This is a genomic window from Acidovorax sp. 99, from assembly GCF_003096455.1.
Lineage (GTDB): Bacteria > Pseudomonadota > Gammaproteobacteria > Burkholderiales > Burkholderiaceae_C > Acidovorax > Acidovorax delafieldii.
Window position 1 is genome coordinate 420,802 of the sequence record NZ_QEKU01000001.1, and the last position, 25,990, is coordinate 446,791.

Annotated in this window: 23 protein-coding genes and 1 pseudogene; 5 read left to right on the forward strand and 19 right to left on the reverse strand. The window is 63.3% G+C overall.

Going from position 1 to position 25,990, the window contains the following annotated elements; translation table 11 throughout:
* Window positions 1-25: 25 nt before the first annotated feature.
* The 3 genes from C8C95_RS02055 to C8C95_RS02065 all read right to left on the reverse strand — a co-directional run bounded on the left by C8C95_RS02055 (window position 26) and on the right by C8C95_RS02065 (window position 2,234).
* Window positions 26-832: a transporter substrate-binding domain-containing protein gene (locus C8C95_RS02055; protein ID WP_056747112.1), complete on the reverse strand. Its 807-nt coding sequence runs from the start codon at window positions 830-832 to the stop codon at window positions 26-28.
* Window positions 833-897: 65 nt separating this feature from the next.
* Window positions 898-1,551 carry an amino acid ABC transporter permease gene (locus C8C95_RS02060; protein WP_015014909.1) on the reverse strand — a complete coding sequence of 218 codons (654 nt, stop codon included), beginning with the start codon at window positions 1,549-1,551 and terminating at the stop codon, window positions 898-900.
* An 11-nt stretch (window positions 1,552-1,562) separates the two neighbouring features.
* On the reverse strand, window positions 1,563-2,234 hold the full coding sequence (locus C8C95_RS02065; protein WP_015014910.1) for an amino acid ABC transporter permease: 672 nt from the start codon (window positions 2,232-2,234) through the stop codon (window positions 1,563-1,565).
* Between the two features lie 202 nt (window positions 2,235-2,436).
* Here C8C95_RS02065 and hemH point away from each other — a divergent pair, with 202 nt between their 5' ends.
* Window positions 2,437-3,549, forward strand: a complete 1,113-nt coding sequence (gene hemH, locus C8C95_RS02070; RefSeq protein ID WP_116747471.1) for a ferrochelatase — start codon at window positions 2,437-2,439, stop codon at window positions 3,547-3,549.
* Window positions 3,550-3,756: 207 nt separating this feature from the next.
* Window positions 3,757-6,243, forward strand: coding sequence for an ATP-binding protein (locus tag C8C95_RS02075; protein ID WP_116747472.1), 2,487 nt, complete (start codon window positions 3,757-3,759; stop codon window positions 6,241-6,243).
* Between the two features lie 63 nt (window positions 6,244-6,306).
* On the opposite strand, the gene C8C95_RS02080 is transcribed toward C8C95_RS02075, so the two are convergent.
* The 11 genes from C8C95_RS02080 to C8C95_RS02130 all read right to left on the reverse strand — a co-directional run bounded on the left by C8C95_RS02080 (window position 6,307) and on the right by C8C95_RS02130 (window position 18,721).
* Window positions 6,307-7,011: an ABC transporter ATP-binding protein gene (locus tag C8C95_RS02080; protein ID WP_015014913.1), complete on the reverse strand. Its 705-nt coding sequence runs from the start codon at window positions 7,009-7,011 to the stop codon at window positions 6,307-6,309.
* The gene (locus C8C95_RS02085) at window positions 7,011-7,760 is read right to left on the reverse strand and encodes an ABC transporter ATP-binding protein (protein ID WP_116747473.1); all 750 of its coding nucleotides are present in this window, start codon (window positions 7,758-7,760) and stop codon (window positions 7,011-7,013) included. Before C8C95_RS02085 ends, C8C95_RS02080 begins: the two co-directional genes overlap by 1 nt.
* Window positions 7,760-8,809: a branched-chain amino acid ABC transporter permease gene (locus C8C95_RS02090; RefSeq protein ID WP_243415611.1), complete on the reverse strand. Its 1,050-nt coding sequence runs from the start codon at window positions 8,807-8,809 to the stop codon at window positions 7,760-7,762. The genes C8C95_RS02085 and C8C95_RS02090 overlap by 1 nt, the downstream gene beginning before the upstream one ends.
* Before the next feature lies 1 nt (window position 8,810).
* A complete protein-coding gene (locus C8C95_RS02095; protein ID WP_108499321.1) occupies window positions 8,811-9,704 on the reverse strand; it encodes a branched-chain amino acid ABC transporter permease in 894 nt (297 codons plus the stop codon).
* A 22-nt stretch (window positions 9,705-9,726) separates the two neighbouring features.
* The gene (locus C8C95_RS02100; RefSeq protein WP_116747474.1) at window positions 9,727-10,896 is read right to left on the reverse strand and encodes an ABC transporter substrate-binding protein; all 1,170 of its coding nucleotides are present in this window, start codon (window positions 10,894-10,896) and stop codon (window positions 9,727-9,729) included.
* Between the two features lie 68 nt (window positions 10,897-10,964).
* Window positions 10,965-11,777 (reverse strand): enoyl-CoA hydratase/isomerase family protein, encoded by an 813-nt coding sequence (locus tag C8C95_RS02105; protein WP_116747475.1) that lies wholly within the window; start codon window positions 11,775-11,777, stop codon window positions 10,965-10,967.
* Between the two features lie 60 nt (window positions 11,778-11,837).
* The gene (locus C8C95_RS02110) at window positions 11,838-13,385 is read right to left on the reverse strand and encodes an AMP-binding protein (RefSeq protein WP_116747476.1); all 1,548 of its coding nucleotides are present in this window, start codon (window positions 13,383-13,385) and stop codon (window positions 11,838-11,840) included.
* A complete protein-coding gene (locus tag C8C95_RS02115; protein ID WP_015014920.1) occupies window positions 13,378-13,881 on the reverse strand; it encodes a (2Fe-2S)-binding protein in 504 nt (167 codons plus the stop codon). Before C8C95_RS02115 ends, C8C95_RS02110 begins: the two co-directional genes overlap by 8 nt.
* The gene (locus C8C95_RS02120; RefSeq protein ID WP_060985427.1) at window positions 13,878-14,693 is read right to left on the reverse strand and encodes an FAD binding domain-containing protein; all 816 of its coding nucleotides are present in this window, start codon (window positions 14,691-14,693) and stop codon (window positions 13,878-13,880) included. The genes C8C95_RS02115 and C8C95_RS02120 overlap by 4 nt, the downstream gene beginning before the upstream one ends.
* Window positions 14,690-17,695 (reverse strand): molybdopterin cofactor-binding domain-containing protein, encoded by a 3,006-nt coding sequence (locus C8C95_RS02125; RefSeq protein WP_116747477.1) that lies wholly within the window; start codon window positions 17,693-17,695, stop codon window positions 14,690-14,692. Before C8C95_RS02125 ends, C8C95_RS02120 begins: the two co-directional genes overlap by 4 nt.
* A 147-nt stretch (window positions 17,696-17,842) precedes the next feature.
* Window positions 17,843-18,721, reverse strand: coding sequence for an AraC family transcriptional regulator (locus tag C8C95_RS02130; protein ID WP_015014923.1), 879 nt, complete (start codon window positions 18,719-18,721; stop codon window positions 17,843-17,845).
* Between the two features lie 195 nt (window positions 18,722-18,916).
* On the opposite strand from C8C95_RS02130, the pseudogene C8C95_RS02135 reads away from it, so the two are divergent.
* Window positions 18,917-19,253: pseudogene (locus C8C95_RS02135) on the forward strand (transposase); the annotation flags it as partial.
* A 511-nt stretch (window positions 19,254-19,764) separates the two neighbouring features.
* Here C8C95_RS02135 and C8C95_RS02140 read toward each other — a convergent pair.
* Entirely contained in the window at window positions 19,765-20,067 is a 303-nt protein-coding gene (locus C8C95_RS02140; RefSeq protein ID WP_007182542.1) for an antibiotic biosynthesis monooxygenase, read from the reverse strand.
* A gap of 117 nt (window positions 20,068-20,184) precedes the next feature.
* Here C8C95_RS02140 and C8C95_RS02145 point away from each other — a divergent pair, with 117 nt between their 5' ends.
* Entirely contained in the window at window positions 20,185-21,147 is a 963-nt protein-coding gene (locus tag C8C95_RS02145; RefSeq protein WP_116750105.1) for a helix-turn-helix domain-containing protein, read from the forward strand.
* Window positions 21,148-21,391: 244 nt separating this feature from the next.
* Window positions 21,392-22,456: an alkene reductase gene (locus C8C95_RS02150; RefSeq protein ID WP_116747478.1), complete on the forward strand. Its 1,065-nt coding sequence runs from the start codon at window positions 21,392-21,394 to the stop codon at window positions 22,454-22,456.
* A gap of 373 nt (window positions 22,457-22,829) precedes the next feature.
* Here C8C95_RS02150 and C8C95_RS02155 read toward each other — a convergent pair whose 3' ends face one another.
* The 4 genes from C8C95_RS02155 to C8C95_RS02170 form a co-directional block, all read right to left on the reverse strand.
* Complete coding sequence (locus C8C95_RS02155; protein ID WP_116747479.1) at window positions 22,830-23,717, reverse strand: alpha/beta hydrolase; 888 nt, start codon at window positions 23,715-23,717, stop codon at window positions 22,830-22,832.
* A 71-nt stretch (window positions 23,718-23,788) separates the two neighbouring features.
* Window positions 23,789-24,589 carry an alpha/beta hydrolase gene (locus C8C95_RS02160; protein WP_116747480.1) on the reverse strand — a complete coding sequence of 267 codons (801 nt, stop codon included), beginning with the start codon at window positions 24,587-24,589 and terminating at the stop codon, window positions 23,789-23,791.
* 59 nt (window positions 24,590-24,648) lie between these two features.
* Complete coding sequence (locus C8C95_RS02165) at window positions 24,649-25,074, reverse strand: hypothetical protein (protein ID WP_116747481.1); 426 nt, start codon at window positions 25,072-25,074, stop codon at window positions 24,649-24,651.
* A gap of 216 nt (window positions 25,075-25,290) precedes the next feature.
* A complete protein-coding gene (locus tag C8C95_RS02170; protein WP_015014930.1) occupies window positions 25,291-25,989 on the reverse strand; it encodes a class I SAM-dependent methyltransferase in 699 nt (232 codons plus the stop codon).
* Window position 25,990 lies beyond the last annotated feature (1 nt).

The following is a 25,990-nucleotide window of genomic DNA, read 5'->3' on the forward strand; positions in this document are numbered from 1 at the left end:
ATGGCTCCTTATCGTTCAGGCAGGCTTACTGCAGCTTGGGCAGGTCAGCGCCCAGCCACTTCTGGTACAGCTTGTTCAGCTCGCCATTGGCAGTGTTGCGTGCCACAAAGTCGTTCACGGCCTTGGTCAGCTCGTCCTGGCCGGGGCGCAGGGCGATGCCCATGGCCTGCTGCAGCAGGTTGAACTTGTTCTCGAACGTGTTGGCGGGCACGCGCTTGGCGATCTGCGCCGCCACCGTGACCGAGCAGCCAATCGCATCGACCTGGCCCGAGATCAGCGCCTGCATGGCCGACGCGTCGTCGTCAAAGCGGCGGATTTCGGTGCCCTCGGGCGCGGCCTTGGTCACGGCCACGTCCTGGGTGCTGGCACGGGCCACGCCCACGCGCACGGTTTTCAGATCGGCAGCGCTCTTGATGTTGGCGCCGGTCTTGCCGTACAGCACGATGGTCGCGGCCGCGTAGGGCTGCGAGAACTGCACCTGCTTGGAGCGCTCGGGCGTGATGGCGAGCGAGGCCACCAGCACATCAACCTTGTTGGTCAGCAAAAACGGGATGCGGTTGGGGCCGGTGACGGGCACGATGTTGGCCTTCACGCCCAGGTCTTTGGCCAGCAGCTTGGCCACGTCGGCGTCATAGCCGTCGGGCTGGTTTTGTGCGTTGGTGGTGCCGTAGGGCGGAAAGTCCACCAGCATGCCGATGGTGATCTCGCCCTTCTTCTTGATGTCGGCCACAGACTGTGCCGAGGCCAGCGGCGCAAACGCGGTGAGGGCGGCACCCAGGCCCAAGGCGGCCAAAGCGGCGGTAGCGGTGCGGCGTTGCAAAGAAAAAGTCATCGCATGTCTCCTGGTGGTTGGTGTGAACGAGAACAGAAAGAAAAAAGAGGGTTGCGGCGCGTGGGTCAGCGCGCCAGAGCACGGGCGCGCTTGCGCTCCATGCGTGCGGCCAGCAGCGACAGCGGCCAGCAGATCACGAAGTACAGCGCGGCCACGGTGGTGAACACATGCAGCGGCTGAAACGTGGCGTTGTTGATGATCTGCCCCGCCCGCGTGATCTCCGTGAAGCCGATGATGGCGGCCAGCGACGTGCCCTTGATGATCTGCACCATGTAGCCCACCGTGGGCGGTAGTGCAATCTTGAAAGCCTGGGGCAGCACCACAAACCGCATGCGGGCCACGTACTTGAGGTTCAGCGCCTGGGCGGCTTCCCACTGGCCGCGTGGCACCGCCTCGATGCACCCGCGCCAGATTTCAGCCAGAAAGGCCGCGCTGTTGAGCACCAGCGCCACGCCCGCTGCCACCCAGGGGTTGATGTCAAACCCCAGCACCGGCGCGCCAAAAAAGATTAGGAACAGCTGCAGCAGCAGCGGCGTGCCCTGGAACACCTGGATGAACACGCGCGCCGCATTGCGCGCCGCCGCATTCTCTGAGGTGCGCGACAGCGCCACCACCAGCCCCAGCAGCGCACCGCCGACGAAGGCAATGGCCGACAGCGCCAGCGTCCACTGCGCGGCCTGCACGATGAATAAAAACTCGGAGAGTCCGAAGGTACGCATGGTCGGTCTCCTTAGCGACGGTCGGGGTAGTTAAGGACGCGCTGATAGATCAGCTTGAACAGCGCCGAGAACGAAAGCGCCAGCGCCAGGTAGATGGCCGTCACCACGATGTAGATCTCAAAACTGCGGAAGGTCTGCGACTGCAGGTTGGCCGCCACCGAGGTCAGGTCGTCTGCCGAGATCACCGACACCACGGCCGAGCTGAGCATCAGCAGGATGAACTGGCTGGTGAGCGCCGGGTAGATGGCCTTGAGCGCTGGCTTGAGGATCACAAACCGAAAGATCTCCCACGGCTTGAGGTTGAGCGCCTTGCCCGCCTCGATCTGCCCCTTGGGGATGGACTCAATGCCCGCCCGCACGATCTCGGCCGCATAGGCCCCCAGGTTCACCACCATGGCGGTGAGCGCCGCGGTGTAGGGCGACCAGCGCAGGCCGATGGATGGCAGCGCAAAGAAGAAGAAAAACAGCTGCACCAGAAACGGCGTGTTGCGGATGACCTCGATGTACGCGTTGATCAAAAACCGCAGCCAGCCCGGCCCGCCGGTCTTGCCCCAGGCGCAAAAGATGGCCACCACCAGCCCCAGCAAAGTGGCGGTGAGCGACAGCTGCACGGTGATCCACGTGCCCTTGAGCAGCAAGGGCCACGCGGCAAACACGGCATCGAACTGGAACTGGTAATTCACGGTGGACAGTCGTTATTCCAAAGTGGCGCCAGTTTATGAAACCGGTTTCATAATCACATCAGGGAATACCCGATGCACCCCGAAAAGGGGCTGCAAACGCATCAAGACGGCATGCCCGGTGCTGATCTCACAGGCGGTGGTGTGCCGCGCCGCAAATAGGCTCCCAGCCCGCACTGGCTCGGCGCGTGGGTGAAAATGCCGCATGCCTTCCTTCCACCCCGAACCCCCTTTCACCCACGGCCAGGCCGACCGCACTGCCGTGCTGCTGTGCAACCTGGGCACGCCCGACGAACCCACGGCCCCGGCCGTGCGCCGGTATCTGGCGCAGTTTCTGGGTGACCACCGCGTGGTGGAGATCCCCAAGCTGCTGTGGATGCCCATCCTGCACGGCATCATCCTGCGCACCCGCCCGGCCAAGTCGGCCGCCAAATACGCCAGCATCTGGACGCCCGAGGGCTCGCCCCTGGCGCACTGGACAGCCAAGCAGGCCACGCTGCTGCGCGGCTGGCTGGGCGAGGCAGGCCACGCGGTGCTGGTGCGCCACGCCATGCGCTACGGCAACCCCTCCATCGCCAGCCAGCTCGATGCCCTCAAGGCCGATGGCGCCACGCGCATCCTCATCCTGCCGCTGTACCCGCAATACTCCGCCACCACCACGGCCAGCGTGTTTGACGCGGTCTACACCTGGGCCGCCGCCACGCGCAACGTGCCCGAGCTGCGGTTTGTGAACCACTACCACGACGCCCCCGGCTACATCGACGCCCTGGCCCGCACCATCGAGACGCACTGGAAGCACCACGGCCAGCCCGACCAGCTGGTGATGAGCTTTCATGGTGTGCCCGAGCGCACGCTGCACCTGGGCGACCCCTACCACTGCGAGGCCCGCAAGACCGGCCGCCTGCTGGCAGAGCGCCTGGGCCTGCGCGAGGAGCGCTACCGCATCACCTTCCAGTCGCGCTTTGGCAAGGCCAAGTGGCTGGAGCCCTACACCCAGCCCACCATCGAGGCGCTGGGCAAAGCAGGCACGCGGCGGGTGGACGTGGTGTGCCCCGGCTTCACCAGCGACTGCCTGGAGACGCTGGAAGAAATCAACATGGAAGTACGCGAGGCCTTCTTGCACGCGGGCGGCAAGGAGTTTCACTACATCCCCTGCCTGAACGACAACCACCACTGGATCACTGCGCTGAGCCGCGTGGCCCAACAGCACCTGGCGGGCTGGCCCACCGAGGCCCCCACCGCCGCCGCGCTGGCCGATGCGCGCAGCCACGCGCTGGCCGGTGGTGCACCTGCCGGGGTATGCCCGGTGGCGCACTGATGCGCATGCCCATGCCATTACGCATGCGAACGCAAAAGCGAATGGCACGGAGCGGCCTGCGCGCCCATGGTCAATCACTACATTATTGATAGCACCCAGGGCATATTGCACTAGCGCATCTGCCCGTTTTGGCTCATATTTTGGTCGCCAGGTGCTGCACGGCTGCCTGCCACGCACTCCGCACCGCCCCTTCCCACACCCACATCAATGCCCGCTTTTGCCCTTGCCCCCCACCAGTTGCGTCTGACCATTGACCCCGCCACGCTGGGCTTTGCCAGCACCGCCGAGCTGCAAGACCTGCCCCTGCCCTGGATCGGGCAGGAGCGTGCCCAGGCCGCTGCGCAATTTGGTCTGGCGATGCAGCAGCCGGACTACCACCTGTTTGTGCTGGGCGAAGTGGGCAGCGGGCGGGCGTCGCTGCTGCGCCAGGCCATGCAGGCCGAGGCCGCAAAACGCGCGGTGCCGCCCGACCTGTGCTACCTGCACCACTTTGACCAGCCCGACCGCCCCCGCGCGCTGCGCCTGCCCGCAGGCGAGGGCCGCCTGCTGCGCCAGGGTCTGGCCGACATGGCACGCAGCCTGCAGGCCGAGATCCCCAAGCGCCTGACCAGCCCCGACTTCAAGGCCGAGGCCGAGCGCATCGAGAAGACCTGGCAAACGCAAGAGAGCGAAGCCTTTGCAGCGCTGGACGCATTTGCCGAGGCCCGCCAGTTCCGCCTGAGCCGCGAGGCCGGGCACATGGTGTTCACCCTCACCGGCCCCAAGGGCCAGCCGCTGACCGAAGGCGAGGCGCGCGCCCTGCCCCGCGAGCGCCGCGCCGAAATCGACGCCGCAGAGCTGGAGCTGCGCGCAGAGATCGCCAAATTTCTCGAAGCCACCCGCCCGCTGGAGCGCACGCGCGACGACGCCCTGGCCGCCCTGCGCCGCCAGACCATCAAGCCCCTGGTGGAGCACGCCCTGCACGGCATCCGCCAGGGCCTGCGCAAGCAGATCAAGGACGCCGTCAAGCTCACGCAGTGGCTGGACCAGGTGGAACGCGCCGTGCTGGACCACATCGACCTGTTCGAGCCAGGTGACGCTGAACAAGGCCAGGACGCCGAAGACGACCGCAAGGACGCGCTGGACGACCTGCTGGCCCGCTGCCAGGTGAACGTGGTGGTGGACAACCACGGCCGCACCAGCGCCCCGGTGGTGGTGGAAGACAACCCCACGGCCCGCACCCTGTTTGGCAGCATCGAACACGGCGCAGACGCCGACACCGTGCAGGCCGACCACGCCAGCATCCAGGCTGGCAGCCTGCTCAAGGCGCATGGCGGCTTCATCCTGCTGCACCTGCACGACCTGGCCGCCGAAGAAGGCCTGTGGCCGCGCCTGCGCCGCTTTCTGCGCTGCGGGCGCCTGCAGATCGAAGACGGCAGCGGTGGCGGCGGCCCCGCACATGCACCCGGCGGCGCCGTGGCACTGCAGCCCGAGCCGGTGGACGTGGATGTGAAGATCGTGCTGATCGGATCGGTGGAGGAGTACTACGCCCTGCAAGAGGCCGACCCCGACGCCGCGCGCCGCTTTCGTGTGAAGGTGGACTTCTCAGACCGGTTCATCGCCACCCCCGGCACCCACCAGTCCTCGGCCATCCTGGTCGCGCATTGCTGCAAAAAGCGCGGCCTGCCCCACTTTGCCGCCGACGCCGTGGCCCTGCTGCTGGAGCAATCGCACCGCGAGGCCGACGACCAAGGCCGCCAAAGCGCCCGCTTTGCCCACACCGAAGCACTCGCCATCGAAAGCGCCGCGCTGTGCCAGGCCCGCGCAGGCACCCTGGTGCAAGCCGCCGACGTGCAAGCCGCCCTGGCCGCCCGCACCCTGCGCCACAACCAGCCCGAAGAAGAACTGCACGAATCCATCACCGAAGGCGAGCGCCTGATCACGCTGCAGGGCTCCATCACCGGCCAGATCAACGCCATGACGCAGATCGACCTGGGCGACTACCGCTTTGGCTTTCCGGTACGCATCACCGCGCGCACCTTCGCCGGGCAAGAGGGCCTGCTCAACATCGAGCGCGAGGTCGATATGTCCGGCCCCATCCACGACAAGGGCGTGCTCATCCTGCACAGCTACCTCACCGCCCTGTTCAGCCATGTAGCGCCCCTGGCGCTCAATGCATCCATCGTGTTCGAGCAGGAATACAGCGGCGTGGAAGGCGACTCGGCCTCGTGCGCCGAGCTGTACGCGCTGCTGTCCAGCCTGTCAGGCCTGCCCCTGCGCCAGGGCATTGCGGTGACGGGCGCATTGAACCAACACGGCGAAGTGCTGCCCGTGGGCGGCATCAACGAAAAGATCGAAGGCTGGTTCCAGGCCTGCCAGGCTGCGGGCCTGGACGGCACCCAAGGCGTGCTGATCCCCGCCCGCAACCAGCGCCACCTGATGCTGGACCGCAGCGTGCTGGACGCGGTGGAGCGCGGGCTGTTCCACGTCTACACCATGGGGCATGTGAGCGAAGGGATTGCGCTGCTGACGGGCGAGGCATCGGGCATGAGCCCGGCGGAGTTGCTGCAGGCCCAGGCGGATGACCTGGCCGGAGGCGCGGCCACGGTGGAAGACACGGTGATGCAGCGGGCGGAGATGACGCTGCGGGCGTATCGGAGGGCCTGCCAGGTGGCGGGGGCAGCGCGCAGGGGGCGCGCCGTTCGGAGACGCTAGGGATGCCTCCCCATTGTCTTGACGCCATCTCTGGAGTGATCGGCAGCCCAATGGGCTTTGAGCTCAGACTGCCAGTCGTTCCATTAGCGCAGAGCGGTCCGCTTGATTCGCGCCACCATCGAGTACTACCGAGCCGCGCTCTAGCATATAGAAACGGTTGACCAAGCCGATGGCACGATGGACGTTCTGCTCCACAAGGACGATGGGAATCCCCTCGCTCGCCAAGTTGCCAATCAAGGTGAACAACTCATCCACAATCATGGGCGCCAGACCCTCCGTGGGCTCATCGATGAGCAGCAGCTTTGGCTCACCAACGAGCACCCGCGCAATAGCAAGCATCTGTTGTTCGCCGCCCGACAAGGTGGTCCCCATCTGACGCCGACGCTCCGCAAGGCGCGGAAACCGCTGGTAGATTTCCTCCATTCGCCTGCGCGCGTCCAAGCGGCTGCGCGACGGGCACTGCATCTGACCCAGATGCAGATTTTCTTCAACGGTCAGACCAGGAAAGATGCGCCTGTCCTCAGGCACAAGGCCAATGCCTCGGCGGCAGATTTGGTCTGCGCCGACGCCGTTAATTGATTCGCCGTTAAAGATGACATCTCCACTAGAGGGCGAGACCCAGCCGGCAATCGTCTTGATCACCGTGGTTTTACCCACCCCGTTGCGGCCAAACAGGCCAACCACTTCACCATGGCCCACCTGCAGGTCTATACCTTGCAAAACGTGGCTCAGCCCATAATGGGTGTGAACGCCTTTGAGTTCCAACATCAGAGCTTCTCCCCGAAGTAGGCGGCCTGAACCGCAGGATTGGCACGCACCTGTGCCGGAGTGCCCTCGGCGAGCTTCTGACCCTGGTGCATCACCACCACAAAGTCTGACAACTGCATCACCAGGTCCACGTCGTGCTCGACCAGCAAAATGGAAAGACCATGGTTGTGGGAGAGCCCCCGAATCAGTGATTCGGTCTCGCGGGTGTCGCCGTGGCTCATTCCCTGGGTTGGTTCGTCGAGGAGCAGCATGCGCGGGCGTGATGCCAGAGAAACCGCAATTTCCAGTCGACGTTGCTCTCCATGCGACAGATAGCCAGCGAGCTCATCTGCCTTGTTACGAAGGTCGAACTGCCCAAGGAGTTCGTCCACGCGCGCAGCAGCAGTCTGGCTGCGGGCCAGTGGGCGAAACAGGCCGCGCCCCTGCTCAAGGAACTGCGCTGCCAGGCGCAGGTTCTCGCGTACCGGAAGCTCAAAGAACAGATTGGTAATCTGGAACGAGCGGGACAGGCCGTATCTGAGAAGTTGGTGGGGCGCACGGCCCGTCACATCCTCCCCATCGAAACGCACCGACCCCGAAGAGGGACGTATGGCTCCGCTGATGAGGTTGAACAGGCTGCTTTTGCCAGCCCCGTTGGGGCCAATCACGGCCGTGATTTTTCCCGGCTGAGCCTCAAAGCTCACATCTTGAACTGCCTTGAGGGCGCCGAACTGAACGCTGATGCCTTTGACCGACAGAATGGGGTTCATCAACGGTTCTCCTTCTGGTTGCGTCGAGCATCTAGCCAGCGTTGTAGGGCGGGTGTCGCGTAACCGATGAGGCCGCGCGGCATGAGAATCACCACCAACACGAACAACACGCCGATGACGATGTGGTGATGCGTGGTGAAGGAGCCCACCACGGAGCGCAGGCCAGTGAGGATGGCAGACCCATAGAGCGGGCCGATAAGTGTGCCGGTGCCACCGACGATGACGTTGATCACCGCGTTGCCAGAAACCTGGAAGAACATCAGTTCAGGCGAGACGAAGCCGCGCAGCATGGGATAGAGCGCACCACTGCAACCGGCAATGCACGCGGCTGCAACGAAAGCCCCCAGCTTGTAACGCCAGGGGTCCTCACCAAGAAAGGAGACTCGGTGCTCGTTGGTTCGGATGGCGTCGAGCTGGCGACCCACAGGTGTGTCCATGAGATAGCGCAACACCAGGTAGAGCGCACCTATGAAGGCGAGCACCACCAGGAAGAAGCCCGATGGCGTGGCCGAGTTGACGCCCCACATGATGTTGGCCGAGGGCACGCCGATGATGCCGTCTGAGGCACCGAGCTCGCGGGTGTTGTAGACCACTTTGGACAGAACCTGGGCGAGGCCGAAGCTGATGAGTGCGAAGTAGACACCCTTGGCGCGAATGGCAATCAGCCCACCAATCAGACCGGCCACAGCACTGAAAGCCAGGGTGACGCCCAAAGCCAGCCAGAACGAATCGCTCCAGTTCTTGAGCACCAACGCAGAGACGTATGCCCCTAGCCCAAAGAACAGCGCTTGTCCCAACGGCAGCAGGCCAACCCTGCCCAGCAGAAGGTCCACGGACAGGGCCAGACCTCCAAAAATCAGCGCTTCCGTTGCCAGGCGCAGGTAGAAGACGTCCCCCAGGGCCAGCGCGATGCCACCAAACAGCAGCGCACCGGCGAAGAACAGGATGGCAAGCCAGGTGGCAGCAGAGCGGCGCGGCCGCTCGCTGCTCGCCGTGGCCAAAGCGCCGCCACGTGGGCCAATCGTCGAAGAAGATGCTGGTGTGCTCATTTCAGGCGCTCCCAAGTTTTCCGAACAAGCCTTGCGGGCGCCACATCAACACGAGGACCATGATGCCGAACAGCAGGGGGTCGCTCCACACCGGGGAGATGTAAAGGCTGGAGATGGACTGCACCTGCGTGAGCAACAGGCCTGCCAGCAAAGCACCCTTGATGGAACCCATGCCGCCGATGATGACCACGCTGAAGGCGATCAGGACGAAGTCCTTGCCCATGGTCGGAAACACCGAGTAGATGGGGGCCAGCAAAACGCCAGCGATACCAGCCAGGGCCACCCCAAAGGCAAAGGTGCCCGCGTAGACGAGCTGTACCGGAACACCCAGCGAGGCGCTCATGTTCCGGTCATATGCGGCCGCGCGAACGATCGCACCCAGCGAGGTGCGAAAGACCAGCAGCCACACCCCAGCGATGAGCGCCCCCCCGAACAGCATGACAAACAGACGGTAGTTGGGAAAGAACAATCCCAGCATCTCGGTGGCGCCGCTGATGGGCGCCTCCAGGCGAAGGGGGTTGGCGCCGAACGCAATCTTGAGCGCGTCTTCCAGCACCACCGCCACGCCGAAGGTAAGGAGCAGGGTCAGCGTGTGACGGTCCTTGCTGTGAAACACCCGCTGGATTAGTCCTCTCTCGGTGACGAAGCCCAACACCGCCATCAGCAGCGGCGTCAGGACCAAAGCCCACCAGAACGACATGCCCGTCGCCAACAAGGCGACGGCAAGGTAGGCTCCTATGGCGTAGAACTCGCCATGGGCCATGTTGATGACATCCAGCAGACCGAAGATGATGGTCAGGCCCAATGCCATCAACACCACGGCCACGCCAATGGACAGGCCGTTAATCATCTGTGGTGCCAGTACGAACTGCAGCCATTCCATAGCGTTGCTCATGGTGTTGGACTCGGTCGTGGCTTCAGAATCGCGTGCAGACGTCGGCGCCGATGGCCGCGTCGGCCTTGACCTGGCCCACCAGCTCGAACTTGCCGTTGGTCACACGCATCGCGTACATGTCCTGCATGGCCTGGTGGTCACCGGCACGCATGGTCTTTGTGCCTTGAGGGGTGCTCCACTGCAGCCCACGCATGGCGGCCCGCACCTTGTCGGTGTCGGTGCTGCCTGCCTTCTCGACCGCTGCCTTGTAGAAGAACAACACGCCATAGCTGTCGGCGCCGTAGAGGTCCGGTGCGCTCTTGTTGGCGGCTTCGAAGTCGGCTACAAACTTGCGGTTCTCGGCGCTGTCGATGCTCGTTGCATAGCCCACGCCGGTCACAAAGCCGTCCGCGTTCTTGCCGATGGCGGGCAGGTTTTGCGAGGTCACGGTGCCGGAGGCCCCAACCACCTGAACGTTGCGGTTGATTCCGAACTCAGCCATCTGGGAGAACAGGCGCACCGTGTCGTTACCTGCAACCGAGGTGTAAATCACGGCAGGACGCGACGAACGCATCTGACCGAAGAACGGGGAGTAGTCCTTGTTGTCCAGCGGAGCAAACACCTCGCCCACGGATTTTGCGCCCTTGGCTTCGGCAGCAGATTTGAATGCCGCCACCGTGCTACGGCCCATTTCGTAGTCGGGTCCGAGATAAAAGACGTTGGCATTGGGCCGTGTGCGAGCTATCCAGTCGGCCAGTGCAGCAGACTGCATACCTGCCCGTGCGTTCACGCGGAACACATTGGGTGAACACTTGTCACCAGTGATCGAGTCGGCGAATGAAACGGTGGTTGCAATGAGGCGGTTGTTGCGCTCTGCTACCTGACCCACAGCAAGGGTGGCGCCGCTATTGACCGTGCCGGTCAGGAAGTCGACCTTGTTGACCTGGAAGAGCTTCTCTGCCTTTTGCACAGCAACAGCCGGGTTGGCTTCTTCGTCTTCATAGATCAGCTCTAGCTGTCGACCGGCCACTCCGCCGGCGGCGTTGATTTGGCGCGCGGCAAGGTCCAGGCCCCATCTCACCTGCTGGCCAATGCCTGCATAGGTACCGGACAGTGGGGTCACGACACCGATGCGGATGGGCTGATTCTGCGCAGCAGCGCTGCTTGCAATACAGGCAATCGCCAGGGCGATGGCAGTGTTTCTGGTTTTCACGTATGTCTCCTCGTTGGGTTATTGGTGGTCAAGCGGCAGGGGGAAGCTGGGGAACGAATTCAGGAAACTCAGGTGCCCGTGAAGCGCGCACGACGCTTGTCATGGAATGCTTCGACACCTTCTCTGAAGTCGTCAGAGCTACGCAGGCGCGAATAGCAGTGGCCTTCCAGTTCGATGGCAATCGACAGGGGCGAGTCCTCGGTGTCGTTGAGCAGCTTCTTTGCAGTGCGTTGGGCAAGTGGGGAGAAACCACGCAGCTCGTCGACCAGTGCGTCGGTTGCTGCTTCCAGCTCCGCATCGGGCACACACTCGGTCGCTACACCCCAGTCGTAGGCCTGCGGGCCCGTGAAGCGACGACTGCGCATCACGATGTCCTTCGTGCGCGTGATACCAACCATCTTCTGCAGACGTGCAGAGCCGCCGGAGCCAGGAATCTGGCCCAACTTTTGCTCGGGCAGCGCATACAGCGTGGTGGGTGTTACGAGACGGAAGTCGCACGCCAGGGAGAGTTCAAAGCCCACACCAAAGCAGTAGCCACGGGCAGCGGTCACGACAGGCTTGCTGCAGCGGGCGGGTGCTGCAACGTTCCATGCGAGCTTGCTAACGTGCTCGGGAGAGGCCTCCAGGAAGCCCTTGATGTTGCCGCCGCTGGAGAAGTGCTCTCCTTCCGAGCGAAGGACGATAACGCGCACGCTGTCGTTGGCATCCAGCGCTTCAAATGTGATGCGCAGCTGCTCTCGCTGTGTCATGGAGATCACGTTGAACGGGGGACGGCACAGAACGATGTCAGCGCGTTCACGCGATGGGTCTATCTCCACGCGGTAGCCGTCCAGGGTGGAGCTCAGGGTGAGCGCAGGATGGTTGAGGTCATTGAGTTGCATGATTTCCTTTACGACTGGTTGAAGAGGGTTTGAAGAAGTGAATGGATTGATGGACGCGCATCAAGCGGGTGGCACCTGAGGCAGCGGAGGTCGCGCTGCTTCAAATTCGCCTGCTACCAACTTGCGGCGCAGGACCTTTCCGACAGGGGATTTGGGGATTTCGCGAACGAATACGTACTCGCGAGGGCGCTTGAAGTTCACGAGGTCAGAAGCGCGGCAGTGGGCATCCAGGGCATCAGCCCCCACGGCGTCATGGGTCTTCACGAACGCCACCACCCGCTGCCCCCATCGCTCGTCCTTCAGGCCAGCTACTGCCACCTCATCGACACTGGGGTGCAAAGAGAGCACCGACTCGATGTCCACGGGTGAGATGTTTTCGCCGCCGCTGATGATCATGTCGTCGACGCGACCGGTCACGAAGAGGTCACCCTCTGCGTCGAGGTAACCCGTGTCGCCCGTGAAGTACCAGCCGTCACGCAGGCTCCGCGCGTTCGCTTCGGGGCGCTTGTGATAACCCTCGAACGCTTCGTCGCTGAGGAGCTCGGCCACAATCTGGCCTTCTTCGAGAGGCGCTGCCAAGTCTTCCGGGCTCTTGGCATCGAGCTTGATGACACGCAGTCGTGTGTTGATGCCTGCCCGTCCCGCAGAGCCGGGCTTACCCACGGCGTCCTGATTGATTGAGAATGTGTAGATCTCGCTGCTGCCGTAGTGGTTGACGAAGAGTTCGGGCTGGAACGCTTGCTGAAGCCGCAGCAGCAGCGCATCGTGCATGGGAGCACCGGCAAAGCCCAGCTTGCGCACCGAGTGGGTGTCAGTTCGCTTGAACTCTGGGTGCGCAAGGAGGTCGTGGTACAGCGTGGGCACGAGGTACAGATGACTCACCCGCTCCGATTCGATGGCTCTCAGCGCCGTGGCGGCATCAAATCGGGGCATGCAGACAAAGCGCCCATCGACAAGGGCCATCGTCAGCAGAGAACGCACGCCCATGGTGTGGTACAGCGGCATCACGCCAAGGGTGCGTTCGCCGTACGCGTAGCGGTTTTGAGCCACATGGGCGAGTGCCGCCACCCTCTCTGTACGCTGGCGCCGTGGGACGCCTTTGGGCGCGCCCGTTGTTCCCGACGTGTAGAGCATCAAGGAGAGGTCTTCGGCGCGGGCCAAAGGTGTGGGGTCTCGGTGTTCTTTGAGCAAGTCATCAAAGCGGGGCGCCTCACTACGCACGGTGCCCACGGCTATGCGCGTGACGGTCTTGCCGAGAACGGAGCTCTCCAGCGACTCTTCCGACGCAGCCTCGAACACCAGAAGACGTGCCTCGGAGTCACGCAGCACGTAGTCAACCTCCTCGGGCTTGGCGCGCCAGTTCAGTGGCGTCATCACGAGGCCAGAGAACTGACAGGCCCAGTGCAAGGTGGCCGCTTCGTACCGGTTTTGCAGCACACTGAGGACATGGTCCCCATGACGCAATCCCAGGGCTGCCAGGCCACGCTGGACGCCGCCGATGGCGCGGGCCCACTCACCCCAGGTGAGCCGAACTGAGCCGTCGACAAGTGCTGTCGTGTTGGCAGAGCGGTCAACGCTCTGCAAAAAGGTTCTTCCAAGGTCAAGCACGGGACACCTCCAGGACGGCGTTTACGATGGGGGTGTATCCCGTGCAGCGGCAAATGTGGCCGCTGAGCATGTCGCGTACTTCATGCTCACTGGGTTGGTGGCCAGCGTCGTGCTGACGCTTCAACCAATCTGCGCTGGACATCAGAATTCCTGCGGTGCAAAAGCCGCACTGCAGCGCGTGGTGTCGCTTGAACGCAGCCTTGAGGCGAACGAGGTAATCATCTTGGTTCTCCGAGTCTTCGACCGTGTCAACACGACGACCTTCGACTTGCACCGCAAGCGTCAGGCAGGAGCGGCTTGCCACGCCATCGATCCGGACCGTGCAGGCGCCACAGACCCCGTGCTCGCATCCCACGTGCGTGCCTGTTGCGCCCAGTTCGTGGCGTAGAAAATCACTCAGCAGGGTTCGAGGTTGTGCGCGGCCCGAGCGGCTCCGCCCATTCAGGGTGAGCTGCACCAGGTGCAAACCTCCCTTGTCGAGAATTGGGGTATTCATGTTTGTCTCCGTGCTTGCTGGATGGCCTGGACAGCCAGGCGACGTAACAGATGGCGCCGCGTCGCTGCTGGGGTGGCCGGGTCGTCGCGCACATCAAGAGACCAGGCGAGCTCGTTCAACGCCTTGTCAAGTGCATCGCCCTCAAGTTGAGGAATGACTTCGGCGTGAGGTCTGTCACCAAGCCCTCCCACGGTCACTCGCAGTTCTTTTGCATCTGACACCACAGCCACTGCGCAAAGGGCGAAGTCACCATGGCGGCGCGAGTGTTCGGCAAAGCCAAACCCTTGCCCGCCCGCCGGACGCGGAAAGCTCACCGCTTCAATCAGTTCATTGTTGGCGCGGGCGGTGCTCAGTAGCCCGGTGAAGAACTCGGAGGCAGGCACGTCGCGACGTCCACGAGAGCTGAGCAGATGGACAACCCCCTTGAGTGCGAGCAGGCACAGTGGCAGCTCGGCCGATGGGTCTGCGTGAGCAATCGAGCCACAGACCGTTCCCCGATTTCGAATCTGAAAGTGGGAAATGTAGGGAAAGGCCAGCTTCAACAGCGGGGGGACATCCGGGTGGGCCTGAAGCTGCGCCTGGGTCACTGCCGCACCGACCCTCACTTCCCTGGAGCGGACCTCAATCATCGAGAGGGATTCGCAGCGCGAGATGTCAATCAGCAAAGAGGGCTGCGCAAGCCGCATGTTCAGCACAGCCATCAGCGACTGTCCGCCAGCAAGAATCCGGGCACCTTCGCCGAAACGTTCCAGAAGTTTCGCTGCAGCTTCAGCGCTGTCGGCACGGACATAGTCGAAGAGTGGTGGTTTCATTTCGTGACTCCCAGGCGAATCAGCAGGCGACGCCACCATGAGACGTTTGCATCACCCGCGCCCGAAGCCTGGCGACCCAGCGACTCGAAGAGTTGAGCGACGATGACTCTGGCGGCGCTCTCAAGCATCCGGCTGCCCACCATGGCGACCTTTCCACCGACTTGCGCTCTGTAGTCGTAGTGCAGAAGGGTGCCTGTGGGTGTTGCTTCCAGTCGAACCAGGCCATCCCCCGCACCTGTGCCAAGGCTTGAGCTGCCACTGCCTGCCAAACGCAGGCTGTGCGGCGGTTGGATGTCCGACAGCTTGATGAGGGCCTCGTACCTGGCTTTGATGAGTCCAATGCCGACGGTCACGTCTGCGCGATATCGACCCTCCCCGTCGGTCTTCAATTCGTGGCAGCCAGGAATGACCTTAGCAAGTGCAACCGGGTCCAGCAGCACCGCGAACACACGCTCAGGCGTGGCGGCAATTTCCACCGTGCCCTGAGCGGACAGCGATAACCCCTCGCCAGCTGCAGCGGGTGCTGGCGCCGCTTTGCGAGCCAGCGGATTCGTCGACTCTGGGTCAGGCGTTTGAAGGTGCTCAAGAACACGAGCAGGTGTCAGCGGAAGCCTCACATCCTCCACATCGCCCAAGGGCCGCAGCGCGTCGCTGAATGCGTTGGCAATGCAAACGGGCGTGCTCATGTTGTTGCCTTCGCCCAAACCTTTGGCGCCTAATGGGGTAAAAGGGCTTGGCGTCTCCAGGTGGACGATGACCGGGTCAGGCGTCTCGCAGGCCGTTGGCATCAGGTAGTCGGCCAGCGTCCCGCTCTGAAAACTGCCGTCTGCACCGTAGCGGAACTCTTCGAGCAACGCAGCACCCAGCCCCTGCGTGAAGGCACCACGGATCTGGCCGTCGGCCAGTGCCGGATTCAGGAGTCGGCCGGCGTCGTGCGCAGTGATGTAGCGGTCGACCACGACAGCACCCGTATTGGGATCGATTTCGAGTCCGCAGACGTCGAAGACGAATCCATAGGCGGCAGAGGTGTTGACACGGTCCTGCGCGTCAGGAGCACGCAGGGTTTCCGGCGTCCAGAACGCGGTCTCCCGCAGACCAGGCTCCACGCCATAAGGCAGTAGCCCCGGTGCCCAGTGCGGGCTGGCGGCAATGCGGGTGAACGGCTGCCTCTGCGATGGCTGCTCACGATTGAAGACCTGTCCGCCTTCGAAGCACACATCTCCAGCGGGACATCCCCAGCCTGCCGCCGCAATGCGAGAGACCTTGTCGCGAAGGCGTTGAGCTGCCAGATGCACGGTTCCGGCAACGGCGCCTGCAAAGCGGCTGCTGTAGTTGCCTGCAGCCACACTCCAGGCATCCTTGGCGGTGTCAAACTCGACATTAACCACCACCTGTGACGGCTCGAGACCAAACACGTCGGCCACCACCTGAGCGCACACCGTCATGTGGCCTTGGCCTGCAGGGGCGGACGCGATGGTAACGTTTATCCCGCCCAGCAGGTCGATGGCGACCGTGGCACTGGCAATCGCGCCGTTCTTCGGGCCTGCCTTGGCCCGCTGCTCGGGCGTGAGAACAGTGCTGATGTAGCCCATGTTGGACACCGATGGCTCGACGATGGCCGCCACTCCAATCCCGTACAGCTTTCCCGCCGCACGGGCGGCTGCTTGTCGCTCTCGCAGCTGATGAACATCCGCTTCGGCAATGGCCATCATCGCAAGGCGTGTGTAGTCACCCGAGTCAAGCACCGCGCCTGCAGCAGCGGTGTAGGGAAAGGCATCGGATGGCACGAAGTTGCGAAGGCGCAGTTCGACCGGGTCGATGGCGAGCGCCACCGCGACGCGGTCCATCAGTCGCTCCAAGGCGTAGTACACCTGGGGCCCACCAAAGCCGCGAACGAGCCCAGTGGGTGTTTTGTTTGTGACGACAACGCGGTTTCGCACGGACAGGTTGTCGATGGCATACGGACCCGTGAGCGCTCCGTGCATACGATAGAACGTGGCGGGCTCAGGCGCACGCAGATAGGCCCCGACCTCGTCGGCCTGGTCGTACCGGAGCGCCAGGATCCGCCCCTCTGGCGTCACCGCGGCTTCAATGTGGGTCAGCCGTGCGGTGGCGGAGGTTGCCGCACTCAAATGTTCAAGCCGGTCTTCCACCCATTTCACCGGTGCGCCGGCCTTGCGGGATGCCAGGCACATCATGACGACGTAGGGGAAAACAGCCTGCTTTACGCCGAAGCTACCGCCCGAGTCGCGCGGTACGCGGTGGCGCAGCTTGTTGCCCGCCACCTTCAACGCCATCGCCATGACCGCATGCAAGGAGAACGGTCCCATGAAATTGGAGAGGACGTCATAGCCCTCATCGCCCGGCAGGTGCTCGGCGATGACAACACCACACTCCATCGGAGCGCATGTGTTTCTAGGGTAATGAACCGTGGTGCCGACGGTGCGAACACCAGGCGCGTTGAACGCCGACTCTGGGTCGCCATATCGGAACGCCCTGTCCGAGACGACGTTGGAGCCCACGGCTTCATGCAGCACCGTAGACGCCTCCGAGAGCGCTTGTTCAATCTCCAAGACCACGGGCAGTGGCTCATACTCGACTTGAACGAGGTCTAGCGCATCTTCAGCGATGTAGCGGTCTTCTGCCACCACCACGGCGACCGGCTCGCCGACGTGACGCACACGGTCCACGGCGAGAACCCAGTGCTGCATGGGTTGCTTCACTCCCACCACGAAAGGCTGTGCCCACGCCTTGACATCCTCTCCGGTCAAAACTGCGCGCACGCCAGGAAGTGCCAGAGCCTTGGTTGCGTCGACCCTAAGCAGCCGTGCATGGGGGTGAGGAGAGCGTAGAACCGCAGCCTCGAGCGTGCCGGGGCGAACGCCGATGTCATCTGCGAAAGCGCCTCTGCCGTTCAACAGTGCGTCATCTTCCAGGCGCTCGATACGCTGACCAACCCAGGCCCGGCGGGCCGCCTCTGCGAGTGAAGGGTCTGCATGCAATTTTGTCTCCTGAGCTGTCTGGCAGCTGCTTTTTTTCTACAGCGCCAGTGTCAGGAAACGAGACGGCTCAGCGTTATCGCTTGAGTCCACCCATTGATCCGCCAGTCGGGTAACTATCCAAATAGTCTGGTGACTTTTCGATAGAACCTAAATTTCTTCCACGCGCCGGTCGGAGGGGGGATCGAAAAGATTCACTTTGCGACGGTAGTCGGTGGGTGTGATGCCCAGGTGGGAGCGGAAGAAGCGCGAAAAATGGCTGGGCGCAGAAAAGCCCAACTCGTGAGACACGTCTCCAACGGCATCCTGCGTCTTCGTCAGCCGTTGAATTGCTGCTTCAAAGCGCAAGACGTTGGCGTAGACCAGAGGGGTGACTTGCGTATCGCGCTGAAAGAGCGTGAAAAAGTGTGCCCGCGACAGACCTGTCGAAGTCGCCAGCATGTCCACATCAAGCTCTCGCGCAACGTCCTGACGCATGATTGCAATTGCCCGGCGTACGCGCGGATCCATGGCGACGGGCGGCCGACTCTTCAGCAAGGTGGAGAGGTCACGCCAGCCGGTATAGCTCTCCACCACGGCAATGATGAGGTTGAACAAAAGGTCTTCGAGCCGAGAAGGCGAAACCTCGTCGTCCCACCAAAGCTCCAGGACGAACTCCTCCACCATCTTGCGGGTTGCGGGACTTAAGCGTACGCAGCGCTGCGGAAAAAATCGTGGATGGGCTGAAAGAGCAAGTGAGCGCTGCAGATCTGCGAGCCAGCCTGGCTCGATGTAGAGCGCCAGTATCAGCGTGTGCGCATCGGTCGGCGCGACATGCTCGTAAGCGTGTGGCTCCCAAGCGTTGACCAGAACGGCCAACTCGTCCGTGATAGGCGCACGTTCCCCCCGGACAATAAAGGCGCTGTCAGCCCCTCCTGCCTTGATGAGAATATGGCAATGATGATGGGCGTGCGCGACCAGCGGGGCGTCCATGTCAAGAAGGGCGACCCGTCCGAAGCGGCCTTGAAAAATCTTTATCGCAGAGGACAAGTTCGAACTCCTGCAGATTAAACAATACCCGGAGTTCTATCCCTTGGAAAGTGTCGGGGAGTTACTGAGGCCTGCAATTCAGCAAAACTCTGTTCGGAGCGCTGGCGTGCGGACCCATGTAACGGTGAGCGCCATTAACAGTGGCGATTAATTTTCCGGAGCCTGATGGAGACCTATTAGGAGTCTGCGCGGCAGGTGCGTGCGCAGTACACGACAGAGTTCAATCACGCGGCCGTTCGGCAGGTCCGCTCCGGTTAGGCGATTGTGGTGATGGCCAAGGTACTGGGCATTCCTAAAGCCAGCCTGGGCAACTGGGTACGTGTGTCAGCCAAGGGAGAATTGGACGGTGCGGGCTGTAGGGACAAGAGCATCAGGCGCTCGCCCGAGCAGATGAAGATACTCCAATTGCGTGCTAAGAATGCTCGCCTTCGCATGGAGCGCGACATCGCAAAAAAGCCGCGGCGTACTTCACGCAGGACACGCTGCGAGGTACGACTGGAGTCACCAGATGAGAAAACTGTACCCGGTGACGCAGAGCATCACGGCGATACCTCGGGTTTCCGTGATGATGTGACGCTTGCTGCCCAGCTTGACCCAATCCATCGGTTTGGGGTCGGTGTACAGTCCTCCGGGCGGGGCTGAGTACCCTGGCTCCGAATATGCTGAATCGGATGAAGTCCAGCTTCTCGACCTGCGCAGTGCATCGAGCAGCTTCCGTCAGGTGAAACTCGTGCCACACACCTGCTGCGTGCCAATCGCGCAGTCGCCGCCAGCAGGTCATGCCGCTGTCAAAGCCCAGTTCCTGCGGCAACAGTGCTGCGCTGACCTCATTGTTTTTGTTACGCGCCATGCAGCGTCAAACGCCGATCAGGTGTTTGACGGTGACATGGTTTTGTTAGCGGCTACGAACGCTGGACTGAGTCCTTCGCCACGAGCAGCCTGGGCCATGCCTTGATCCCCACCGGTCAATCGAGGGGTAGCACCGCGCAGGGCCGTGTGACACCCATCCTGCAGCGTGACCTGATGGGGTCAAGGCCGGGTTGTCATGCAGGCAGTTTGGCTGCAAGCAGTTCGACCTTCTCGATATTGGGCGGAGAACTCAGCAAGGTCGCGGCGTTGGCCATCAAGGCCGCGGCGATCTGGCCGTTCAGATGTGCCTGGCGACCTGCCTCATCGGCGAAGGCATCGAACACACCGAATGTCGAAGGGCCAAACTTCAATGCGAACCAGGCAGTGGTGCCGGACTCGGCGTTGGCGAGCGGCAGTGCGCTGGCCAGGAAGTCGGCAAGCGCAGCCTCCTGGCCGGGTTTAGCTTCGAGGCGAACAAACAAGGCGAGCTTGGTCATGCTGTATTCCTTTGGGTAAATGGAAAAGTGGATGAAGGGATCGACGAGACTGCAGTCTAGGGCCTCATGACAAACATCTCAAGTGGCAATAATGACAACATTGGTATCATTGTTGCCATGAAACTCCACCTCCTTATTTGTGATGGCGTGTTTGATCTGGGGCTTGCGGCGCTCACTGACACAATAGGCTTGGCCAATGCGATGGCGGGCTCGCTGCCACAGGCTCCCGGGCACATAGAGCTCACGCTGGTGGGTGTGCGGCGTCGCATCCGAACTGCGCAAGGCTTGACGGTGCCCGTGGTCACTGCGCGTGGTGTGCCCGAACCTGACGTCGTGCTCGTGCCCGCGTTTGGCGACAAGATGCCTGACACGCTCTCGGCTCGGCTCACACGCCCCGATGTGCCCGATGCGGTCGCGGCTCTACAGCAGTGGTCCACCGCTGGCGCGCACCTTGGTGCCGCTTGCTCCGGTAGTTTCTTGCTTGCAGAGAGTGGCCTGCTTGATGGGCATCGTGCGACGACGTCATGGTGGCTGGGGCCGATGTTTCGGCAGCGCTATCCGAACGTCACGCTGGACGAGTCACGCATGATCGTGAACTCGACACGCTTCACCACCGCGGGTGCCGCTTTGGCCCACGTCGACTTGGCCTTGCGCATCATCCGCGGGCGCAGTCCGGCGCTGGCGGCCCTGGTGGCACGCTATCTGCTGGTCGAGACACGCAGTTCGCAAGCCGAGTTCGTGATTCCCGACCACCTTGCGCATGCCGACCCGATGGTAGAGCGCTTCGAGTGCTGGGCCAGACGTCGGCTCGCGCAAGGTTTCTCGCTGGCCGAGGCGGCCAGCGCCGCGGGCACAAGCGAGCGCACCTTGGCGCGGCGGCTGCAAAGCGTTTTGGGCAAGACACCCCTGTCGTATTTCCAGGACTTGCGCGTGGAGCATGCCGTCCATCTCTTGCGCACCGGGAGCGCCAGCGTCGATCAGGTCGCCGCACAGGTCGGATACTCGGATGGAGTGACCCTGCGCACCCTGTTGCGCCGCAAGCTGGGCCGGGGGGTCAGGGAGTTGCGACGCGGTGGATGACCAAAGGCGTTTGGTGCCAGCACGGCCGTAGACCGCCGCGAAACTGTCGGTAGCAAAGCCTTCCCAACCCGTGTCCACTACATCGTGCGTTGGGTGCAAAAGCACCAGCCGTGCCAAAGCCGTCTTCAGTGACCTTACGAATGTCTGAGTATTGGGAAACTGTTACCTTCACCACTGCTTTCTGTTCAGTAACCAGTAACCAGTAACCAGTAACCAGTAACCAGTAACCTGGATTCTCATTCGGATGCTATTCAATCCACTTCAAGTAGGTTCTCTCACCCTGCCCAACCGCATCCTTCTGGCACCACTGACACGCGCCCGCGCCGACGCTGGCCACATGCCCAACGCGCTGATGGCCGAGTACTACAGCCAGCGTGCCACCGGCGGCCTGCTGATTTCCGAATGCACCATGGTGGCGCCCGGTACATCGGCCTTCGTCAATGAGCCTGGCATCTACAACGACGCGCAGATTGCAGCCTGGAGGCAGGTGGCCGACGCGGTGCACGCCAAGGGCGGACGCATCTTCATGCAGATCTGGCACGCTGGCCGCGCAGCCTACCCTGGCGCTGCCGATGGCGCCCCCATTGTCTCCAGCAGCGCCATCGCCATTGAGGGTGAGATCCACACGCCCCAAGGCAAGGTGCCGCACGCGGTGCCCCGCGCCCTGACCGCCCAAGAGATTCCCGGCATCGTGGCTGCGTTTGCTCAAGGCGCACGCAACGCCATTGCCGCCGGCTTTGATGGTGTGGAAGTACACGGCGCCAACGGCTACCTGATTGACCAGTTTCTGCGCGACACGCCCAACCAGCGCACCGATGCTTACGGCGGATCGCTGGAAAACCGTGCACGTTTGCTGTTCGAGGTACTCACTGCCGTGACCCAGGCGATCGGTTCCGAACGTGTGGGTCTGCGCCTATCGCCCCTCAACAGCTTCAACAGCATGAAGGACAGCTACCCGCTGGCCCTCATCGGCTTCCTGGCCGATAGGCTCAATGCCTTCAAGCTGGCCTACCTGCATGTGATGCGCGCCGATTTCTTCGGCGTGCAGAAGGCCGATGTCATGCCCGTGGCGCGTGAAAAGTTCAAGGGTGTGCTGGTGGGCAATATGGGTTACAGCGCTGATGAGGCAGAGGCAGCGATTGCCGAAGGTAAGCTTGACGCTGTGGCCTTTGGCACCGCCTTCCTGGCTAACCCGGACCTGCCCGCACGCATCAGGGCCAAGGCACCGCTGAACGCGCCTGACTCCAACACGTTCTACACAGGTGGCGCCAAGGGCTATACAAACTATCCGACACTGCAGGTCGCGTAAATCACCGCCCCAACAGATCGAAGAAACGAGCCGCTTTATACCCAAGGCTCTGCCCTTCGATCTTGCGAAGCTGTGAATCGATGGCGTCTACCGAGTGTTGTGCGCCATCACGATTTTTAATGGATAAGTTGCCTCGGTTTGCTTCGCCGCCCGCCGAACTCGTACGACGTACATCGTTTCCGGTTCAAACAGTACCGAGGCCGCACTATCCTCCCATCCTGATGTGACGGTTAGGCCGCGAACGGCTGGCCGCCGCTACTTACCGGCGGCTCAAGATGCAAACGTGATCTTCTGCTTTGGGTCGGGAGCAGCCAGACATTACCCCCTGGTTACTTGCCCAACACCTGCCTATTTCACAGGGATCGGGTACCGACTACGCCAGACCCGTATGCGCCCGCAGCCACGCCACAACATCCTCCGTCACCTCATCCCGATTCGTCTCATTCAAGATCTCATGCCGCGCGGCCGGGTACAGCTTGACCGCCACATCGGCCACACCGGCATCGCGATACCGCTGCCCCAGTTGCTCCAACAACACCCCGCCCGCGGCCAGCGGGTCTGCGTCGCCGGATGCGATGAGGATGGGCAGGTCGCTGCGGATGCGCGCGAGTTGTGCGGGGTCAGCCAGGCGGGGTGCGGGGGCGAAGAGAGAGGGGATCACGTCGGGCGGCACCTCCCAGCCGCACCACGGGTCGGCCACGTAGGCATCGACCTCGGCAGCGTCGCGCGACAGCCATTCGTAACCGGTGCGTTGCTCAAAGCCTGCGTTGAATGCGGCGAGCCCAGCGGGCGCGTCAGAGGGTGCGTTGGCCATGGCGGCGGCGAACAGGTCGAGGGCGGTGGAGCCTGACAGGATGACGCCGGACCAGGTGGCTGAATGGTCGAGGATGGCCGCCTGCGCTGCGAACGAGCCCATGGAGTGGCCGAACAGAAAGAGCGGGAGCTGCTGCGGCCCATGCTGTGCACGCAGCAGTGCGCCGAACTGGGCCACATCGGCAATGAGACCGCCGAAGCCTGCGCTGCCAAGGTCACCCAGCTTGCCACCTGCTGTGCGCCCGTGGCCGCGATGGTCTACGGCGTGGACGATGAAGCCTGCGGCGATGAGGGCCCGCGCAAAGCGGTCGTAGCGCTCGCCATGCTCGGCAAGACCGTGGGAGATTTGCACGACGCCCACTGGTTGGCCCGGGGTTTCGGCCCAGGTGTAGGTGGTGACCCGGGTGCCGTCGGCGTTGGACTGGAAGGAGGAGGTGGTGGTGCTCATCGGGTCATTCTGGCACGCAGTTTGATCGCCACCCCACGATGAAATTGCCACTGGCGTGGCCGCCACCGCTTTCAGCGAGGCGCGCGGGCTGCCTGCAGTGCGGCGCGAATCGCGCTGACCACGGCCTCGGGCTTCTCCAGCGGAATGCCGTGGCCGCTGTCCACCCACACCTGGGTAGAGCCGGGGTACAGGTGGGCGAAGTCGGCGCGCTTTTGGCGCACGTCTTCGGCCAGCGCAGATGAAGCCCCCGGGGTTTGCAGTGCGCTGAGCACAAACACGGGCACCGATGGGTCCACCGGCAGGCTGGCAACGCGCTGCCCGGTGGCGTCCAGCGCTGCCAGCTCTTGTTTGACCACGTCAGAGGTGCCCAGGCGGAAGGCCACTTTCAGCCAGGTCGGCCACAGGTCGGGGTTGCCCGCGCCTCGCATCTGCTCGGGGTGGGTGGAGTCCACCAGCACCAGCGCGGCCACCTCGGCGGGGTATTGGCGCGCATACAGCTGCATGTACAGGCCGCCCAGCGAGTGGCCGACCAGCACGTAGGGCGGCGGCAGCTGGCGGGCCCGGAGCAAGGCCCGCAGCTCTTGCACCACCTGCGCCCCATCGCGCGGCTGGGGCGACGCATCGCTGCGGCCATAGCCCGCGCGGTGGTAGGCCAGCGCGCGGGTTTCTGCCACGGTGTCGGGCCAGACCTTGGCCCACCAGTCCAGCCGGGCGCCCAGCCCGTTCTCAAACACCACCACGGGTGTGCCCTGCCCCGCCTGCACGTATTCGACCGTGCGCCCGTCCACCGTGTCGGTGGTGGCGCCGGGCAAGCTGGCGCAACCGCTCAAGCAGACTGCCAGCAGCAGGCTGGCCCAGTGCCATCGCATCATGGTGCAAGGCCCGTTGCAGACAGGGGTGCGGCCCGCAGGCCAAAGCGGTACGGTGCCATTCAGCAACGCCCTGCCGTGCGCAGCAGTGCATTGCATTCCTTGGCCGCACCGCGGCCCTGTGGCTGGGCGGCTGCTGCCGGTGCCTGGGCGCCGCCGTTGCCCGCGCTGCCCACCATGGCGGTGCAGATGGCGTCGGAATGGGGTGTCTGGCCGAAGGTCATGGCCTTCTGAAAGCCCGTTACTCCGTACACGTAGCACCGGTAGCTGGCGCCGTCGCGGGTGTTGACGGTGTAGTTGATGCGGCCGCCGGTTTCCTCTTGCCGGTCGGTGATGGTGAACTGGCCTGCCGTGCGGCCAATGGCTTGCCCCGTACGCTGCTCCAGGCCCGCCTGGTCGAGGGTGGACGCGCAGCCGGTGAGGAATGCCACGGCTGCGACGAGGCCAGCGGCGGATGTGAGAGACAGGGGGTGGTTGCGATGGTTCATGGTGTGGGTGGTAGTGATGGGAGGTGGTGGGGGAGCGGGCGAGGCCGTGTGGGCAATCAGGTAGGTGATGACGGCGGGGCCGCCGCAGGGCGAATGTCAGGGCGCCCTTCTGCAGTCCATGGGATAAGCGCAGGGGACCGCTAGCGCATGCGTAGGCAAAGCTCCGCCCGGCGGCCTTGCAAAGCCGCCAGCCTGTGTGCAGGGGGTGGGTAAAACTCAGCCCGGCTTGCGGGCCACGATGAAGGCGCGAATGTCCTTGCCGCGCGTGCCGTGCCGCTCGGTGCAGACGATTTGCAGGCCCTGCTGCACCATGGCCGAGCGCAGCCGCTGCTCGTCAAAGCACAGCACCGGCGGGGCCTTGCCAATGGCGCGCATCAGGGGCACGGCCAGGTAGGGGATCAGCGGGTTCATCTCGGCAACGCAAGCGGTCTTGGAGATCAGCAAACCACCCGGGCGCAGCACCTTTGCCAGCTGCCTGAGCGCGTCGTCCAGGTCGGTCATCAGGTGCAGCACGTTGAAGGCCAGCACTGCGTCGTACACCTCGGGCCCCGGGGCCATGGCCTCGGCGTCGGCCACAGCAAAACGCAAGGCGGGCGACGGCTGCGCGGCCAGCCGCTGGTGGGCGATGGCGATCATCTGCGACGACACATCGGTGGCCAGCAGGCTGCGGGTGAAGGGCGCCAGGCGCAGTGCCGTGCTGCCGGTGCCGCAGCCAATCTCCAGCACGTCATGCTGGGGCGACAGCAGGCCCTGCACGCGCTGCAGCGTGGCCTCGTACCCAGCGAGGTCGGCAATGGGGTCGGTGGCGTACTTGGGTGCAATGCGGTCCCAGAACCGTGCCTTGGCGGACGCAGCCGACGGGTTGGCGGCGGAGGGCAATGCGCGGGAGGCGGGAGCAATGGCAGAAGACGACATG